Origin of the sequence: Peribacillus tepidiphilus (assembly GCF_009466385.1) — a bacterium.
GTDB lineage: Bacteria > Bacillota > Bacilli > Bacillales > DSM-1321 > Bacillus_BN > Bacillus_BN tepidiphilus.
Map to the genome: position 1 here is coordinate 221,472 of NZ_WIAQ01000001.1, position 15,033 is coordinate 236,504.

Consider the following 15,033-nt stretch of genomic DNA (forward strand, 5'->3'; position numbering starts at 1 on the left):
ATCCCGTATTAACGGGCAGTAATACCCCCACTTTAAGAATTAGAGGAATCGTTGAAGTCTACGTTGGGGGACAACTGCCCGTAAAAGCCCGAAAATAAGAATCACAGACTAAAACCGCCACGTCGTGTGGCAACGACTGTGTGACCCACATCCTGTGGGCCTCAACTAACCATCAGTGGGGATCAAGCCCCTCACTGATGGAAGTTTCACTTTATAATGGAATATTTCCATGCTTTTTATATGGTCTGCTTTCTTTTTTGTTACGAAGCATTTCTAAAGCTTGGATAATTTTTATGCGTGTTTCTCTTGGATCAATGACATCATCGACCATGCCTTGAGAGGCAGCCACATACGGATTGGCAAACTTTTCACGATATTCCTCAATTTTTTGTGCACGCGTTGCTTCTGGATCTTCGCTGTTCGCGATTTCCCTTGCAAAAATGATATTTGCCGCTCCTTGTGGACCCATTACAGCAATTTCTGCATTCGGCCATGCAAATACTAAATCGGCTCCAATGGATTTACTGTTTAAGGCAACATAAGCGCCACCGTAAGCTTTTCGCAAAATAACCGTAAGCTTTGGAACGGTTGCCTCAGAATAGGCATACAAGATTTTTGCACCATGTCGGATAATGCCTCCATGCTCCTGTTTAACACCAGGGAAGAAACCCGTAACATCTTCAAACGTGATAATTGGGATATTAAAGGAATCGCAGAAGCGAATGAATCTCGCTGCTTTATCAGATGAGTCAATATCCAATCCTCCAGCCATAACCTTTGGCTGATTGCAGACAAGACCGACAACCTCGCCTTTTATTCTTGCAAGACCAATCACAATGTTCTTTGCGAAGTCCTGCTGAATTTCCATGAAAGAATCTTGATCTACCACTTGTTCAATCACTTTTCGAACATCATATGGACGAAGTGCATCAAATGGAATCGTGTCGGTTAGTTCCGGTCTGTAATCATCTTCTAGCTTCGGTTTCATTCTTGGAGGCTTTTGTTCATTATTTTGCGGTAAGTAGCTAAGTAATTGCCTTACCTTTTCAATAACTTCCTCTTCCGAGCTAGCTTTGAAATGTGCATTTCCGCTAATGCTGTTATGTACTCTCGCACCGCCAAGATCTTCTGCGCTGATTTTTTCACCTGTTACCGTTTCAATGACCTTCGGGCCTGTAATAAACATCTGGCTTGTTTTTTCAACCATAAAGACAAAATCCGTAATCGCAGGAGAATATACCGCTCCCCCCGCACATGGTCCCATAATGACAGAGATTTGCGGAATCACACCTGAATAAATAGAGTTTCGATAAAAAATATGTCCATACCCATCCAGTGAAACGACCCCTTCTTGAATTCGTGCACCACCAGAGTCATTCAATCCGACGAAAGGAGCTCCGTTTTTTGCTGCCAAATCCATTACATTCGCGATTTTCTTTGCATGCATCTCCCCTAATGCGCCACCAAAAACCGTGAAATCCTGTGAAAATAAATAAATATCCCTGCCATTTACCTTTCCATAGCCGGTTACAACCCCGTCCCCTGGTCCTTTTACACCCGCAAGGCCAAAATCATTGCAGCGATGAGATATAAATGGATTTAACTCTACAAAGGTTCCAGGGTCGACTAACAAATCAATTCGTTCACGCGCAGTCAGTTTGCCTTTCTCATGTTGTTTCTCGATTTTCTCATCTCCGCCACCTAGCTCAACTTCCCGTCGTTTGTCATATAAATCGTTAATTTTTTCATAGATGTCAATCATGAATGAGCCCCCTTCTCATCTTCCCTCTCACAAAATTCGTATAGAACTCCACCCGTTGATTTTGGGTGAAGAAATGCGACCTTTGCTCCATGAGCGCCTCGTTTTGGCTCATCATGTATCATGACAATGCCTTTGTCCTTTATCTCTTTGATTCTCTCTTCAATATTTTTCACACCTAATGCAACGTGATGGATCCCCTCTCCACGCTTTTCAATAAACTTTGCAATCGGGCTTTGTTCTGATATAGCCTCTAGCAACTCTAATCTCGTATTGCCTGCCAATAAAAATGCAACTCTTACCCCTTGGTTTTCCACGGTCTCAGTTCCTTCGTATGTAAGATCTAAAGTCTCTAAATAAAACTTCAACGAATCGTCTAAGGAACGAACGGCTATCCCAATATGATCAATTTTTGTTATCACATTAAGTCCCCCATATTCTTAACAGAATGAACATTTGAAATATTCTACAAAAATCGATATATTCCTGCATAGAAATTCATTTTTATGAGGGAGTTGTTTTTCGAATAACATTCACGATAAAATAGATTTGTATTAGTTCTAACGGGAGAGATGGATCATGAAAAATAAAAAATTCCGTAAGTTTGTCGTTTATATGATGATGATAGTCATGCTTTTATCAACGTTGCTTACAGGCATATCATTTTTATTCTAAATAAAAAAACCCGAAGACTTTCCTCACGTGAATACTTCAGAAGTGCAAATAATTTAATAACAATATAATGCACTCGTCATTTCACATATGAAGAGATTTACTTGTATCAATTATTTAAACAAAAATGGGATATGAATCATTTAGAAGATTGGCAAGATTACACCTTGCATGATGTAGAAGACAAAATTAAGAATCAAGTGCCATATGCGGGAATTAACGATTTTTCTATTTATTTGTAGGAAGTTTCGTTTTTTTGTTAAAATAACGTGTGTCTTAGCGAAAAAATGGATAAAAAAATGGCTCGGAGTTTGCCTCCGAGTCATTTTTTTGGAATTACGATGCGAATCCATTGGCGAATATCTTGTGATTTCAAGTGAGACAGAATACTACCTTTTAATTGCCCCGTACTCTTTCCCTAGCGTGACAAAATCTTTTTTCGTGTTGACAACTAGAATTTTCGTTCCGATTGGAACTTGATCGTACAGCTTTTCTACTTTCGGATTTAGGAGTCTTATGCACCCTTGCGAGATATATTTTCCGACTGTCCATGGCTGATTTGTCCCGTGTACACCATATATACGGCCGTTAGTTCCTCTTGCATCAAAGCCAATCCATCTTGTTCCAAGCGGGTTGCGAGGGTCTCCGCCGGGAATGTTTTTCTTTCGATAATACGGATTTTTCGCTTTTACTGTAACAGTGAAAAGCCCTTCCGGTGTTAAATCATTGCTTTTACCGGTCCCTGCTTTCATAACCTCCTGCACCTTCCCACCTTTAATAAAGGCCAGCTCATTTTTCGCTTTATTAACGATGATAAAAGGATCTCCTATTACTGGGTTTCTTCCAATAGGCCAAACCGGGTTAATACTTAACAAAATAAAAATCGTAAGTAAAATTCGCACTTTCATCACCCTAATTTTTTCTTAGTTTTGTCGAGTGATGAAGTTTTCATTCTTTTTTCCCAGGGATCCCTAACCCACCCTGGATTCGAGCATTTAAGAAGGGGAAACCGTTACTTGATTGATTTTTCTTTTCTTTAATCCTTTAAACGACTGCTTTAATAGTAAATAATCTCTCAATTCTTTCGTCAGCTGAATGAGCGCTGCACGGACTTCAAATTCTTCTCTTGTTTTCGGAAGCTCCATTTCTTTAAATTCCTTCATCATTTCATCTAGCTTTTTTAAATACACATGAGCTGTATTGTGCGGATGTACATTTTCACTAAGTTCTTCAATAAAATCTGCTATTCTCTGACAGTGAATTCCTGTTGCAGGTAAGGAAGTAACAAGCGGTAAAATTCTTTCGATAATCTCAAACTGCTTTTCCCTCATTTCAAAGTATTGATAAAACAAATCCTCATGCCTTAAAAAGTGATTTTCTACATCCCTGAAAGCAAGCGACTTTGCCTCTGCAATTAACCGCGAAGTTTCCGTAATCTCTTTCCCGTCCCAATCACATACATTCTTTGTTAAAAAGCGAACAATTTCTTTTAAGATAGAAGAAAAATGTTTTTCAATTTCCTCTTGATATTCATACAGCTTTTTCTCCATACTTGGCATATATACATTCATGATGAGAGCTATACCGATCCCGATCATGATAAGAGATGTCTCATTAAGAAGCAATGGAAGCGTAACTTGCTTGGCAGAATAAATATGCAAAATAATAACACTGCTCGTAACGATTCCTTCTTGAGCTTTTACTGCTACTACCGTTGGAATAAAGAATAATAGCATCATTCCAATGATCACTGGATGATAGGCAATGCCTTCGAAAAATATTGTGGAAAAAACCATTGCAATAAGGCAGGCTAAAAATCGATTCCATGAAGCCTGCAATGATTTTTTCTTTGTCACTTTAATACAAAGAATCGTAATGATGCCTGCAGAAGGAAAGTTATGCAGTCCAAGAAACTGTGCAAGTGAAATGGCAGCAGCTGTACCAATCGCTGTTTTTATTGTTCGGTAACCGATCCTAAACATCCTATCACTCCTGCTGTCATTTTGTATAAACACTATATTATTCAATAATATACGCCTGGTTCATATCAAGTAAACTTTTCATGAACAATAGGTAAAGAAAGAGGCTATCCAAAAGTTTTACTTTTGGATAGCCTCTCTACCTATTGGATTATAGCATTTTCTCAAGGAAATCCTTTGCTCGCTGACTTTTTGGAGCAGTAAAAAATTCAGCAGGTGGTGCATCTTCAACTAGGTTACCACCATCAAGGAACAAAACACGGTCAGCAACCTCTCTAGCAAACCCCATCTCATGAGTTACAATTGCCATTGTCATACCAGTGTGTGCTAATGATTTCATTACCTCTAGGACTTCTTTAACCATTTCCGGGTCTAAAGCTGAGGTAGGTTCATCGAACAGCATGACTTCAGGATCCATTGCCAGAGCCCTTGCAATTGCGACACGCTGCTTTTGTCCTCCTGATAAGCGGTTTGGGTATTCGTTAGCCTTTTCAGCGAGACCGACTTTCTTTAATAGCTCTACTGCTTTTTGATCGGCTTCTGCCTTCGATAGTCCTTTCACTTTCATCGGAGCATAGGTCAAATTTTCTAACACTGTCTTATGAGGAAAGAGGTGAAAGTGCTGAAAAACCATACCAACATTTTCCCGAACCTTCATAATGTTTGTCTTTTTGCTTGTAATTTCTTGATTATTGATCCAAATTTTCCCCTCTGTCGGTTGCTCGAGAAGATTCATGCAGCGCAGGAAGGTAGATTTACCAGAACCAGATGGACCAATAATAGCAACAACTTCTCCTTCATTGATAGAAGTTGTGATCCCTTTTAGAACTTCCAGCTTCCCGAAATATTTATGAAGATTCTCGATTTTAATCACTGCGTCTCATTCTCCTTTCAACCAATTTGCCAAGTAGGGTTAAGATCATAACCATCACGTAATAAATGAGTCCGGCAAATAGGATTGGTTCAAGGAATTTATACGTTTGTCCACCAACAATATACGAACGGCGCATAATGTCCGTGATGCCGATAACTGTCACAATGGCAGATTCCTTCGTTAAAGTAATGAATTCATTCATAAGTGCAGGTAAAATATTTTTCATTGCCTGTGGAAGGATAATATCCCACATCATTCTTTTATATGGAATTCCGAGTGCCATCGAGGCTTCGCGCTGTCCTTTATCCACCGCAAGGATCCCTGCGCGAATTACCTCAGAAATATAGGCTGCAGAGTTTAGACCAAATGATAAAAAAGCGGCCACAAACGCATCAATTTGCGTTCCGAACAGCTGCGGAGCACCATAGTAAATGAGCATAACTTGAAGAACGAGTGGAGTTCCTCTAAATACAGAAGTATATGCATCGGCAAACCAAATCGCCGGCTTAAAATGACTGATTTTAAATAACGCCAATATAACTCCCCATGAAAAGCCAAGCAAAGCTGCAGCAGCAACAATTTTAAGAGTAATGGGGATTCCCTCCAGGATATAAGGCAAGGAAGGTGCGATTCTAGCAAAGTCAAAATTCAAATTTGTCATTCCCCTCTACTGCAATGTTAGTAAAGTAAAGCAAAGTGCCAAGCTGGCCACAAGAAGAAATTATTACTTCCGTGAATAACCGGGCACTTTTTCATTTAATAAAATTACTTATTTTCTCCGCCGAACCACTTTAGAACAAGCTTTTCAAGTTCGCCGTTTTCTTTCATTTTCTTCAACTCTTCGTTAAATTTAGCGGTTAATTCAGAACCTTTCGGGAAGGCCATCGCTGAACCAGCTTCTTCTTTTGGAACTGGAATCACATATCCTACCAATTCATCGTTATCTTCTAAATAACCTTTTGCAACTGTATCTTCAATGATTGCTGCATCAAAACGTCCTGCAAGGATTTCTTGAACAATTTCTGGAATTCTGTTGCGATTTTCAATTTTCATAGCAATCTTCTTTTCTTCTACAAGCTCTTGTGCCATTCCCTCTTGAATAGAAGCTAATTGAACCCCAACCGTTTTACCTGCCAAATCCTCTTCTTTCTTAATACCACTATCTTTTTTCGTTACGATCATGTGTTGAGCTACATAATAAACGTCTGAGAAGTCAACGCTTTTCTTGCGCTCTTTTGTCGGAGTCATTCCTGCTAAAACGAAGTCTACTTGATTGGATTGTAACGCTGTGATAAGACCACTAAATTCCATATCTGTTACTTTCACTTCATAGCCAAGCTTTCCAGCAATCGCTTTTGCTAAATCAATGTCAAAACCGATAATTTCGTCACTTTTTGCAGTATCAACATATTCAAATGGAGGATAATCCGCAGATGTTCCCATTGTCAGTACTTTCTTTTCTTCTCCCTCACCACTAGCGCCTTCTTCTTTTTTGTTAGATGTTCCGCATGCTGCTAGAATTCCCACTAGCAAAAAAGTCGTTAGCATCATAGCAAACCATTTTTTCATTTTGTTTTCCTCCTACAATTAACAAAATATTAATTTTTCTTAATATTTTTATATTTCAAAACCTATTATGAAATATGAAAATAACTTTTTCAAGAAAAATAATATATTAATATTTATTCGATGTTTTGTATTTTAACACATTTTTATTATTATGCAATAAAAATAATAAAAATTTATTCTTTAAAAAATAGTTTTTTATTATTCTAATATGTTTCTTAACTCTTTTTGAAAGGCTCGCTACAATCAACTCAGATCGTGTCGTTAAATTACACTTAAAAAGCAACAAACTTTACGAAATCAGCCTTTTGAAAATAAAAAAATAATTTTTACTTCAGAACAAAATATTGAATAAATAATCAAAAACGTTAAAAAAACCCTTGGTTTCATGAACCAAGGGTTAGTAAATGGATTATACTTCTTCACAGTACTGATCAAAGTAGCTTTGAAGCTTATTTATTACAGACACAGGATCATGTCCTTCAATTTCATGTCGTTCGATCATTGTACAAAGCTTGCCATCCTTCAAGAGAGCAAATGAAGGGGATGAAGGAGGATATCCTTCAAAATAACTGCGAGCACGTTCAGTTGCTTCTTTATCCTGACCAGCAAAAACTGTTACCAAATGATCAGGGCGCTTATCATAATGAATAGCATGCGCAGCAGCAGGACGTGCAATTCCACCTGCACAACCGCATACAGAGTTAATCATAACCAGCGTTGTTCCTTTTTTGCTAAATGCTTCGTCTACCTCTTCAGGCGTCTTCAATTCTGTGTAGCCAGCAGCCGTAATTTCCTGGCGTGCTTGTCTAACAATATCATTCATAAAAAAATTAAAATCCATATTCATGGTATCGCTCCTAAACGTTTTTATTCACTAACATCATATCAATAGGACGTTTAGGATTCAATCGAGAAGTTTGATCTTTATCAATTTAACGTTTTCTCCGAATGATAAAAGCATTTTCCGCTTTGTCGAATCCAACTTTAGGATAATACTCCATCGCACCTGGTGCAGATAGAAGGATCAGTGCAACTTCTTCACCGATCACATCCCTTAGCCGTTCTATTAGCTGCTTTCCAATTCCACTTTTTTGATATTGTTGATCGACAGCCAAGTCAGAGAGATAACAGCAATAGCTGAAATCCGTCAAAGCTCGAGCAATCCCTACTAATTTTCCTTCATCCCAAGCAGTAATTATGACATTAGCTTGATCGATCATCTTCTGAATTCGTTCTTTTTGGTCTACTGGGCGTGTTATTCCACTATTCTTAAATACTTGAATCACTTCTTCAGCTTTCACCGGCTCATTTAATTTATAGATAATTCCCATTATCTCCTACTCCTCCTAGCAAACGCATCATCTAGAAAATCCCGTCATGATATTCCTTTAAAAAAATGCTTGAAAGCTTCTGAAACAGCCGTTGACACGGTTTTTGTCCCGCTCATCACCTGATTTTCTAAAACAGGTAAAATCTTTTTGATTTCAGGATTTTGATAAAATACTTTATGAAGCTGTTCTGTTATTAAAGACTTCATCCAGTCTTTTACCTGCAGTCTTCTTCTCTCTTCGAAAACCCCAGACTTCTGAATAAAAGCCATAAACCTCTCAATGACATCCCATAATTCTGAAATACCTTCACCTGTTTTAGCGGAACAAGTATAGGCCTCTGTTTGCCATCCCTTCGTTGCGGGCTGAAGAAAATGCAAAATACGGTTATATTCTTCCTTCGTTTTTAAAGCGAGTGGTTTATTACTTCCATCTGCTTTATTCACTACGATGCCATCTGCCAATTCCATGATCCCTTTTTTCATGCCCTGCAATTCATCTCCCGCTCCAGTAATCACAAGCAGCATAAAATAATCGACCATTCCTCGGACAATCGCTTCGCTCTGACCAACTCCCACGGTTTCAATCAAAATCACATCGTACCCAGCCGCTTCACACAAGAGCATGGTCTCTCTCGTTTTGCGGTGGACGCCACCTAGTGTCCCTTCTGATGGGGAAGGTCGAATAAAAGCATTCTCATTTCTTGAGAGGTCTTCCATTCGTGTTTTGTCCCCCAAAATGCTTCCGCCTGTCACCGTGGAGCTCGGATCAACAGCGAGCACTGCCACTTTATGGCCTTTAGAACAAAGATAAAGACCAAAGGCTTCAATGAACGTGCTTTTGCCGGCTCCTGGCACACCGGAAATACCGATTCTTACAGAATTTCCGGTGTGTGGCATAATTTTTTGAAGCAGCTCTTGTGCTTGGTCAAAATGATGACAAGCATTGCTTTCAATCAAAGTGATTGCTTTACCAAGGGCCGTGCGGTTACCAGCTTGCATCTCCCGAATGATCTCGTCTAGGTTCAGCTTTCTTTGTTGTGGTTTAACAAATTTAAAGCTGCCTGATTGTTTCATTTCAGTCTTTGGAGCTTCACGTCCCTTTCTGATCACTGTTGCGAACTGTTCAGGATTGCTTTCATCCACCCATTCGGGCTTTTGATCTTGGTGCATTATACTGACACTTCCTCATAGCCTAGTCGTGAATAGATTGCTTTAATAATTTCTTTTGCCGATTCAGGAATAACTGTACCTGGTCCAAATATACATGAAGCTCCATTTTCCCTTAAGAAGTCATAGTCTTGGGCAGGAATAACTCCTCCACAAATGACGACGATATCTTCCCTTCCTAGCTTTTTCAGTTCAGCAACCAACTGTGGCAGCAATGTTTTATGTCCTCCTGCCAGCGAGCTCATTCCGACTACATGAACATCATTTTCAACAGCCTGACGTGCAGTTTCTTCAGGCGTCTGGAATAGTGGTCCAATATCTACATCAAATCCTAAATCAGCATAGGCGGTTGCCACGACCTTTGCCCCCCGATCATGACCATCCTGTCCCATTTTCGCCATTAGAATGCGTGGACGGCGTCCTTCATTTTCTAAAAATTCCTCCGTCATCCGTTTCACTTCGGCAATTTCATCTTCTTTAGAATACGAAGAGCTGTACACGCCACTGATGGAACGGATAATGGCTTTATGACGTCCAGCTACTTCTTCAATAGCTTGTGATATTTCTCCAAGTGTAGCCCTTACTCGCGCTGCCTTCACTGCCAGATCCAACAGATTTCCATTACCGGTTTTAGCAGCTATTGTCAATGCTTCAAGAGCCGCTTTCACCTCATCGTCATTACGGGATGCTTTCAATTCGTTCAGCTTTGCAATTTGGCTTTCACGGACAGCTGTATTGTCAATTTCTAAAATATCTAACGGTTCTTCCTTATCCAGTCTGTAAGCATTCACACCGACAATCGTTTCTTGTTTAGAATCAATTTTTGCCTGGCGTTTTGCAGCTGCTTCCTCAATTCTCATTTTCGGCAATCCTGTCTCAATAGCCTTTGCCATGCCGCCAAGGTTTTCAATTTCTTCTATGTGAGCCCAAGCCTTTTCGACAAGTGCATTCGTCAATGCTTCCACATAATAGGAGCCTGCCCAAGGATCGATTACCTTCGTAATTCCTGTTTCCTCTTGAAGGTATAGTTGGGTATTTCGTGCAATTCGTGCTGAAAAATCAGTTGGAAGTGCAATCGCTTCATCTAAAGCATTCGTATGGAGTGACTGTGTATGACCTAATGCTGCAGCATGTGCTTCAATTAAAGTGCGCACTACGTTATTAAACGGGTCTTGTTCAGCCAAACTCCAGCCGGATGTTTGAGAATGAGTGCGAAGAGCCATTGATTTTTCGTTTTTCGGGTTAAATTGGTTCATAAGCTTTGCCCAAATCAAGCGAGCTGCTCTCATTTTTGCAACTTCCATGAAATAGTTCATCCCAATTGCCCAGAAGAAGCTTAAGCGCGGAGCAAACGAATCAATCGGTATTCCTGCTTTTAACCCTGTACGGACATACTCAAGTCCATCAGCCAATGTATAGGCTAGCTCAATATCCGCAGGTGCCCCAGCTTCCTGCATATGATAGCCAGAGATAGAAATACTATTAAACTTTGGCATGAATTTTGAAGTGTATTCAAAAATATCCGCGATGATTTTCATCGACATTTCCGGAGGATAAATATACGTATTTCGAACCATGTATTCCTTTAAAATATCATTTTGGATCGTTCCAGACAGCTTGTCCTGGCTAACCCCTTGCTCCTCAGCTGTCACGATATAAAAGGCCATGACAGGAAGTACTGCACCATTCATTGTCATTGACACTGACATTTGGTCAAGCGGAATCCCTTCAAATAAACGCTTCATGTCCACTACAGAATCGATGGCAACACCAGCTTTTCCAACGTCACCGACCACACGTGGATGGTCGGAATCATAGCCGCGATGAGTTGCCAAATCAAATGCAACAGATAAGCCTTTTTGACCCATCGCAAGGTTTCTTCGGTAAAAAGCATTCGACTCCTCCGCAGTAGAGAAACCAGCGTATTGACGAACGGTCCAAGGACGATTCACATACATGGTTGGGTAAGGTCCACGTGTAAAAGGCGCTATACCTGGCTTATCATCAAGGTGTTCTAAATCTTTTATATCATCATTTGTATAAAAGGATTTTATTTTAATTTCTTCGTTTGTTTGGAAGAGCAATTCTTCTATATCATCTTTCACTAGCTGATCAAGAGGAGGACTTTGTAGGTTTTTTTTAAGATCAACCTTTTGAAAATCTGGTTTTTTCATCATTTAATTCCCCCCAAGTCTGCAAAAATGGTTTGAATAAAGGCGGGCACATTCGAACGAACATGAATGAAGTCTTTGATTCCTTCCTCCTGCAGCCTAGTTTGTAGTTCAGGTTTTTGTTTTCCTGCTATAAAGACAATAGCCTCTGAATCCGTTTGTTTGATGGCACGTACAACATCTATCGCCATTTCTTCATAGCTTGTATCATCGGAACATAAAACCAAATGCTTCAATCCTGTTTGTTTGACGAATAAAACAGCATCCTCTTTCGTCAAAATTCGATCGCTTTCTTTGCACTCTATACCTCCAGCAGCAAGAAATCCTTTCATAAAATCAGCGCGTGCCTTATGGTTTTTCAACTCTTTTAGTAGTAGCAAACCGACTTGTGGTGCTGCACCGTGTCTGAGCCTATAATCTTCCGCAAGCCTTCTAAGCGTCTCGTACTCTTCTGATAGCCTTTTAGGAGAAAGCGGTTTTATATCCATCGGTTCAAAATCAAAATGTTCTTTAGACGAATGTGTTTTAATCTTTGGATAACGATCAGATGGATTCGGATAAACGTTCGTTCCAATTATGCTCTCTTTTCTTATGGCTACGTTTTCCATGCGTTTAGCAAAAGTTTTCTCCACTTCTTCTTGGATAAACTCATGTCTAATTGCTTCGATTGCTCCACCTTTTTCTTCAATATGCAAAAATAGTGCCCAAGCTTTTTCTACAAGCTCCTCTGTCAGCTTTTCAACGTAGTAAGAACCACCAGCTGGGTCTATTACTTTATCAATCCACGTTTCTTCTTTTATAATAAGATGCGTATTACGGGCAATCCTTTCTGAAAAAGACGTGCTACTTCCAGTCGCGTGATCAAACGGATACACCTCTAAAGATTGCACTCCGCCAACGATGGCAGCAAAGGCTTGGTTGGCAGCTCGCAGCATGTTTACATAAGGGTCGTACAAGGTCTCTGTAAATATCGAAGTTTCAGCATGAATATGCATTTGAAAGCTGTCTGTATCAGCCTCATAAACTTTCCCTATGATAGCCCAAAGTCTTCTTGCCGCTCTTAATTTTGCCACATTCATAAAAAATTGATTGTCAATGGAAAATTGAAAATACATCTTCTCTGCTGCTTCTTCAGGCGTCATTCCGTTTTGGATTGCTGCCTGTAAGTACTCAACAGCCAGTGCTAGACTCATTGCTAGTTCTTGTACAGCGCTTCCACCCGCGTTATGAACAACGCTGCCTTTCACCAAAATCGTTCTAAGTTTCGGGAAAGACTCCTGATACTGTTTAATATTCTTGAACCATTCCTTAAAAAATACATTCGGATTTTGTACCAGCTTTCCTTTTTCCAGTCCATCGGAAATCGGATCCCTGCCGGCTAATCCACTGATTTTACCTCTATCCACTTTTACATTTTCACAATAAGACTGTAAAAGAGATAAAAATGTCACTTGTTCATATTTTAGATCTATTAAAAAAGGAGTGCTCTCAAAATTGACTCCATCAAAAACTTGTTGAAAAGCTTCCGCTAGATTGTCCTTAAATGCTTCTGATGAAAAAGACAAGCAGTTTTGTCCCCTTAATAAAGCCTGCTTCACTAATTGATTCAGCTTATTCGGATCCTCTTCATGTACTTTTTGTGCTATTAGCCATGATTCCTTAGCATAAGGAACCGATTTTATCCCTCTTGTAAATGGAAATGTCCCTGCTGCTTCATCCATTACATCTACACTTTCTTTCGTATAGAGAGGTTGTAAGGTTATCCCCTCATATGTATTTGATTGAAGAGAATCTACTGATTTCCCCTTTAAGCTTTGTTCAGCCTTTGCCTTCCACTCCTCAAACGAAACCTTTGGAAAGCTTGTTTTCCTAACAGTCTCTAGCTTCATAGTATCGCTTTCTATCAATTAGGATCCATACCCCCTGCTGATCCTCCTAGCTAGCTATATTTACTCTGCCAGCTATTCGAAAGCTCCCTCCCCTCTACTTTTTAAATTGCATTAAAATTCAAAACTATTTAATTATATTCTAGTATACTCAAAATTTTCTGTAAACCAATACATGGCATCACAGTCCTCAACTTTTTCCAAATGATCCGTAGGAATCGAACATAAATGCACTATATAACCAGAAAATAATGCATAACACAAAACCCAAATAAAAAATATGAAAAAAAACGCCGGACTTCCCAGCGTTTTCTTATTATGATCAATAGATTGGCGTATTTTCTTTAGAGATGTTCTCAATGATTTCTTTAATTCTTGCAAGGAATCTTCCGCATACAAGGCCGTCTAACACTCTGTGATCTAAGCTCATGCATAGGTTGACCATGTCTCGGACAGCAATCATTCCATCAATGATAACAGGACGTTTCACAATAGATTCTACTTGAAGAATAGCTGCTTGCGGATAGTTGATGATCCCCATTGATTGAATAGAACCGAAAGAGCCTGTGTTGTTTACAGTGAAAGTTCCACCTTGCATATCTTCGGATTTAAGCTTGCCTGAGCGTACCTTTTGAGCAAGCTCATGGATTTCACGTGCAATTCCTTTAATGGATTTTTCATCAGCATTTTTTATGACTGGAACGAATAATGCATCATCTGTCGCAACTGCAATAGAAATGTTAATATCTTTCTTCTGGATAATTTTATCTCCTGCCCACATCGAATTAATTTGTGGGAATTCCTTTAGTGCTTGTGCGACTGCTTTCACAAAAAACGCAAAGTATGTCAGATTGAAGCCTTCGTTTTGCTTGAAAGAAGCCTTTTCCGCATCGCGATAGCGGACAAGATTTGTTGCATCTACTTCAATCATCGTCCAGGCATGCGGTGCTTCATGCTTACTTCTTAGCATATTTGCAGCAATCGCTTTTCTTACCCCGCTAACTGGAATTTCTTTGTCACCAACGGCTGTTGGAATCGAAATAGGCTCTGGTTTTGGCTGTGAAGCTTTTATAGGAGCTTCTTTTAAAGCTGACTGTTCAATTCGTGTCTTCTGATCCGTTACTTCAACAGTTGGTATATGGCCGGACTCAATGATTTTTTGCAAATCCTTGCGGGTAATTCTACCGCCTGCTCCACTTCCTTTCACTTGTGTTAAATCGATCCCATGCTCTTGGGAGAGTTTAAGCACAGCCGGTGAATAACGGGCTTTGTTTGGAGAAGCCGCATCTTTTTCAGAGGCTTCGGTTTGAGCTGCTGGCATATCATCTTGTACATTTTGGGATACCGATTCACCTTTGGCTTCTCCGCCTTCCACTTCAATCGTACAGATGACTTCTCCAACTGCCAAAGTTTGGTCTTCCTCTGCCAGCAATTCTTTAATAACTCCTGTAAAAGAAGAAGGGATTTCTGCATTTACTTTATCGGTCATGACCTCTGCAATCGGGTCATATTTATTTACATGGTCTCCGGGAGCCACAAGCCATTTGCTGATTGTACCCTCAGTTACACTTTCACCAAGCTGCGGCATTTTCATTTGTTCAATAGCCAACGCTAATACCTCCCTAA

Annotated in this window: 14 protein-coding genes and 1 pseudogene; 2 read left to right on the forward strand and 13 right to left on the reverse strand. The window is 39.8% G+C overall.

All coding sequences use genetic code 11. The features are described from left to right. Nucleotides 1-211 precede the first annotated feature (211 nt). Together GD441_RS01200 and mce are read right to left on the reverse strand one after the other, a co-directional pair. The gene (locus GD441_RS01200; protein WP_153122826.1) at nucleotides 212-1,762 is read right to left on the reverse strand and encodes an acyl-CoA carboxylase subunit beta; all 1,551 of its coding nucleotides are present in this window, start codon (nucleotides 1,760-1,762) and stop codon (nucleotides 212-214) included. Further along, a complete protein-coding gene (mce, locus tag GD441_RS01205) occupies nucleotides 1,759-2,181 on the reverse strand; it encodes a methylmalonyl-CoA epimerase (RefSeq protein ID WP_153122828.1) in 423 nt (140 codons plus the stop codon). Before mce ends, GD441_RS01200 begins: the two co-directional genes overlap by 4 nt. A 157-nt stretch (nucleotides 2,182-2,338) precedes the next feature. Here mce and prli42 point away from each other — a divergent pair, with 157 nt between their 5' ends. Next, nucleotides 2,339-2,434: a stressosome-associated protein Prli42 gene (prli42, locus tag GD441_RS01210; protein ID WP_153122830.1), complete on the forward strand. Its 96-nt coding sequence runs from the start codon at nucleotides 2,339-2,341 to the stop codon at nucleotides 2,432-2,434. A gap of 92 nt (nucleotides 2,435-2,526) precedes the next feature. Then, nucleotides 2,527-2,673 (forward strand): annotated as a pseudogene (locus GD441_RS17715) (phosphotransferase enzyme family protein); the annotation flags it as partial. Nucleotides 2,674-2,820: 147 nt separating this feature from the next. Here GD441_RS17715 and GD441_RS01215 read toward each other — a convergent pair. The 11 genes from GD441_RS01215 to GD441_RS01265 form a co-directional block, all read right to left on the reverse strand. Continuing rightward, nucleotides 2,821-3,333: a L,D-transpeptidase gene (locus tag GD441_RS01215; protein ID WP_225434107.1), complete on the reverse strand. Its 513-nt coding sequence runs from the start codon at nucleotides 3,331-3,333 to the stop codon at nucleotides 2,821-2,823. Nucleotides 3,334-3,426: 93 nt separating this feature from the next. Then, a complete protein-coding gene (locus tag GD441_RS01220; RefSeq protein ID WP_153122834.1) occupies nucleotides 3,427-4,413 on the reverse strand; it encodes an aromatic acid exporter family protein in 987 nt (328 codons plus the stop codon). A gap of 148 nt (nucleotides 4,414-4,561) precedes the next feature. Beyond that, nucleotides 4,562-5,284 carry an amino acid ABC transporter ATP-binding protein gene (locus GD441_RS01225; RefSeq protein WP_153122836.1) on the reverse strand — a complete coding sequence of 241 codons (723 nt, stop codon included), beginning with the start codon at nucleotides 5,282-5,284 and terminating at the stop codon, nucleotides 4,562-4,564. Continuing rightward, entirely contained in the window at nucleotides 5,277-5,945 is a 669-nt protein-coding gene (locus GD441_RS01230) for an amino acid ABC transporter permease (RefSeq protein ID WP_338091683.1), read from the reverse strand. The genes GD441_RS01225 and GD441_RS01230 overlap by 8 nt, the downstream gene beginning before the upstream one ends. Before the next feature lie 104 nt (nucleotides 5,946-6,049). Beyond that, entirely contained in the window at nucleotides 6,050-6,853 is an 804-nt protein-coding gene (locus GD441_RS01235) for a transporter substrate-binding domain-containing protein (RefSeq protein ID WP_153122840.1), read from the reverse strand. A gap of 409 nt (nucleotides 6,854-7,262) precedes the next feature. Then, a complete protein-coding gene (locus GD441_RS01240; protein WP_153122842.1) occupies nucleotides 7,263-7,700 on the reverse strand; it encodes a BrxA/BrxB family bacilliredoxin in 438 nt (145 codons plus the stop codon). Nucleotides 7,701-7,785: 85 nt separating this feature from the next. Next, nucleotides 7,786-8,184, reverse strand: a complete 399-nt coding sequence (locus GD441_RS01245) for a GNAT family N-acetyltransferase (RefSeq protein WP_153122844.1) — start codon at nucleotides 8,182-8,184, stop codon at nucleotides 7,786-7,788. Between the two features lie 44 nt (nucleotides 8,185-8,228). Further along, on the reverse strand, nucleotides 8,229-9,353 hold the full coding sequence (gene meaB, locus GD441_RS01250; RefSeq protein ID WP_153122846.1) for a methylmalonyl Co-A mutase-associated GTPase MeaB: 1,125 nt from the start codon (nucleotides 9,351-9,353) through the stop codon (nucleotides 8,229-8,231). After that, nucleotides 9,353-11,527, reverse strand: a complete 2,175-nt coding sequence (gene scpA / locus GD441_RS01255; RefSeq protein WP_153122847.1) for a methylmalonyl-CoA mutase — start codon at nucleotides 11,525-11,527, stop codon at nucleotides 9,353-9,355. Before scpA ends, meaB begins: the two co-directional genes overlap by 1 nt. Beyond that, the gene (locus GD441_RS01260; protein ID WP_153122849.1) at nucleotides 11,524-13,428 is read right to left on the reverse strand and encodes a methylmalonyl-CoA mutase family protein; all 1,905 of its coding nucleotides are present in this window, start codon (nucleotides 13,426-13,428) and stop codon (nucleotides 11,524-11,526) included. The genes scpA and GD441_RS01260 overlap by 4 nt, the downstream gene beginning before the upstream one ends. Before the next feature lie 301 nt (nucleotides 13,429-13,729). Continuing rightward, a complete protein-coding gene (locus tag GD441_RS01265) occupies nucleotides 13,730-15,016 on the reverse strand; it encodes a dihydrolipoamide acetyltransferase family protein (RefSeq protein ID WP_153122850.1) in 1,287 nt (428 codons plus the stop codon). Nucleotides 15,017-15,033 lie beyond the last annotated feature (17 nt).

What these genes read in the sequence shown, in the direction of transcription:
- GD441_RS01200 (WP_153122826.1), bottom strand. Translation starts at nt 1,762, where the DNA reads ATGATTGACATCTATGAAAAAATTAACGATTTATATGACAAACGACGG.
- prli42 (WP_153122830.1), top strand. Translation starts at nt 2,339, where the DNA reads ATGAAAAATAAAAAATTCCGTAAGTTTGTCGTTTATATGATGATGATA.
- GD441_RS01220 (WP_153122834.1), bottom strand. Translation starts at nt 4,413, where the DNA reads ATGTTTAGGATCGGTTACCGAACAATAAAAACAGCGATTGGTACAGCT.
- GD441_RS01230 (WP_338091683.1), bottom strand. Translation starts at nt 5,945, where the DNA reads ATGACAAATTTGAATTTTGACTTTGCTAGAATCGCACCTTCCTTGCCT.
- GD441_RS01235 (WP_153122840.1), bottom strand. Translation starts at nt 6,853, where the DNA reads ATGAAAAAATGGTTTGCTATGATGCTAACGACTTTTTTGCTAGTGGGA.
- GD441_RS01240 (WP_153122842.1), bottom strand. Translation starts at nt 7,700, where the DNA reads ATGAATATGGATTTTAATTTTTTTATGAATGATATTGTTAGACAAGCA.
- GD441_RS01245 (WP_153122844.1), bottom strand. Translation starts at nt 8,184, where the DNA reads ATGGGAATTATCTATAAATTAAATGAGCCGGTGAAAGCTGAAGAAGTG.
- meaB (WP_153122846.1), bottom strand. Translation starts at nt 9,353, where the DNA reads ATGCACCAAGATCAAAAGCCCGAATGGGTGGATGAAAGCAATCCTGAA.
- scpA (WP_153122847.1), bottom strand. Translation starts at nt 11,527, where the DNA reads ATGATGAAAAAACCAGATTTTCAAAAGGTTGATCTTAAAAAAAACCTA.